This window comes from Micromonospora sp. M51, assembly GCF_018070305.1.
Lineage (GTDB): Bacteria > Actinomycetota > Actinomycetes > Mycobacteriales > Micromonosporaceae > Micromonospora > Micromonospora parva.
Map to the genome: position 1 here is coordinate 1 of NZ_JAGPXZ010000836.1, position 2,471 is coordinate 2,471.

The 2,471-nt window shown below is 75.1% G+C and carries 2 protein-coding genes; one reads left to right on the forward strand and one right to left on the reverse strand.

What is annotated here, in order from left to right; all coding sequences use genetic code 11:
• Positions 1-194: 194 nt before the first annotated feature.
• Positions 195-1,214 carry a helix-turn-helix domain-containing protein gene (locus KBX53_RS29515; protein WP_210862912.1) on the reverse strand — a complete coding sequence of 340 codons (1,020 nt, stop codon included), beginning with the start codon at positions 1,212-1,214 and terminating at the stop codon, positions 195-197.
• An 89-nt stretch (positions 1,215-1,303) separates the two neighbouring features.
• On the opposite strand from KBX53_RS29515, the gene KBX53_RS29520 reads away from it, so the two are divergent.
• On the forward strand, positions 1,304-2,471 hold a 1,168-nt coding region (locus KBX53_RS29520; RefSeq protein WP_210862914.1), incomplete at its 3' end, for an AAA family ATPase.

Below are 2,471 nucleotides of genomic sequence, written 5' to 3' on the forward strand. Positions count from 1 at the left end.
CACCGCGACAGTGCCGGCGGGGCGCGGACCGGTGTCGCTACGGGTGCACGCCGCCGACCGGGCCGGGAACACCGTCGACCCGACCGTGCTCCAGGCGTCCGGGCTGCGCTGACGCGGCGTGGGCGGGGCGGCCTGGCCGTCCCGCCCGGTCGGCGCGGGTCCGCCGTCGGGGTCGACGGCGGGCCCTCGCGGCGTCAGAGCCAGCCGCGGCGGGCGACCTGGAACGCCAACCCGGGCCGGGTGTCCACGCCGGCGGCGGCCATCAGGTCGGCGATGCGCCGTTGCACGGTCCGTCGGCTCACCCCGAGCTGGGAGGCGATGGACTTGTCCGGTACGCCCGCCACGAACAGCGACAGCAGCCGCGCCTCGTCGGCGTCGGGCTGGTAACCGTCGCCCGGATGGCACTCGGGCTCCGGCCGTCGACCCTCGGGGGCCGCGACGGCGAGCGGGTCGTCGAGCCGCAGCCGGGTGGCCACCCGCCAGTGACTCTCGAAGAGGGCGAGCAGGGCGTCGAGCAGTTGACTGCGCCCGATCACGGCGGCGCTCGGTTCGCCGCCGGCACGGTCGGGCACCAGCGGGCAGATGGCGGTGCGGGCGTCCACGATGGCCAGTCGGACCGGCAGCCGGTCCAGGACGCGGGCCTGCTCACCGGCGGCGACGCCCTTGGCCAGGTCGGCCAACGCGCCCGGCTCCAGCAGCAGGTCACGCTCGTAGATGGCCCGGTAGCTCACCCCACGGGCCAGCGCGTCGAACTCCTCGACGTTCTCCGGGCCGGCCATGGCCAGGGGATTGGCCCGGCAGAACCAGAGCACCTCGGTACGCGCCGAGTTCTGCAGGTCACGCAGGCGGTCCCGGAGGACCCGGCCACCGGTGATCACCTCCACGAGGTGGTCGACGTGGTGCCGGCGCAGCCCGGAGCGGTATTCCTCGGCCAGTTGGGTGACCAGCCGGCGGGCCGCCTCCAGGTCCTCCTGGCGGCGCAGCAGCGTCCCGCCGAGGGCGACGTCCGGGGCGGTCGGGCGCAGCGGGGCGTCCGGGTCGTTGTCGGTGGGCTGCACGAGGCCCTTGCCGCGCAGCGTCTCGACCTGGGCGACGACCTGCTCACGGGGGCGGTGCAGGCGATGGACCAACTCGTCGATGCGGGCCGTGGTGAGCTGGAGCAGGCAGCGGTAGAGCTCCTCCTCAGCCGGGGTCAGGCCGATCACGTCCAACACGGGGCAGAACTGTACGTCGGCCGGGTGCGGGCCGTGCCCGGGCCCGTCGGCTGGTCAAGTGTCGGGCCTCGCGTCTACTGTCGGTGGCTGTGCTGGAAGAGCTGCGCATCACCGGGCTGGGCGTCATCGAGGACACCACGCTGCCGTTGACCGGCGGCATGAACGTCATCACCGGCGAGACCGGTGCGGGCAAGACGATGGTGGTGACCGGCCTCGGCCTGCTCTTCGGCGGCCGGGCCGACGCCGGGCGGGTCCGCGCCCAACCCGGCCGGGCGGTGGTGGAGGGGCGGTTGCGGCTGCACGGGCGGGTCGCCGACGCCGTGCACGCGCGGATCACCGAGGCCGGTGGCGAGCCCGACGAGGACGGCACGGTGCTGCTGAGCCGCACGGTCACGGTGGAGGGGCGCTCGCGCGCCCACGTCGGCGGCCGGAGCATGCCGGTGTCGATGCTCGGTGAGGTCGGCGAGCAGGCGGTGGCCGTGCACGGTCAGTCCGACCAGTTGCGACTGCTGCGCCCGGCCGAGCAGCGGGCCGCACTGGACCGGTTCGCCGGCCCCGCGCACGAGAAGCTGCTCGACGCGCTGCGGGAGGCGTACACGGGGTGGCGTCGGGTGGTCGACGACCTGGCCGACCGGCGGCGCAACGCCCGTGAGCGCAACCAGGAGGCCGACCTGCTGCGGCTGGGCCTCGACGAGATCACCCGGGTCGACCCGCAGCCCGGCGAGGACGACGAGCTGAAGACCGAGGCGCAGCGGCTGGAGCACGCCGAGGGCCTGCGGACGGCCGCGCAGATCGCCCAGCAGTGCGTGGCCGGTGGCGCGGAGGTCACCGACGACGAGACCCCGGACGCGGCGGCACTGCTGGGCACCGCCCGGCGGACCCTGGAGGCGCAGTCCGGCACCGATCCGGCGCTCGGTGAGCTGGCGGCCCGCCTGGAGGAGGCGGCCACCCTGGTCACCGACGTGTCCGCGGAACTGTCGACGTACCTGGCGACGCTGGACGCGGACCCGGCCCGGTTGCAGCACGTCTACGAGCGGCGGGCGGCGCTGCGCGCGTTGACCCGTAAGTACGCCGACGACGTGGACGGGGTGATCGCCTGGGCTGACCGGGCGCGCACCCGACTGTCCGACCTGGACATGTCCGACGACGTGTTGGACGAGTTGGAGCGGGAGGGTCAGCGGCTCGCCGTCGAGGTGGCCGACCTCGCCGGCCGGGTGTCCGCCTCCCGGCAGGAGGCGGCGATCCGCTTCGCCGACC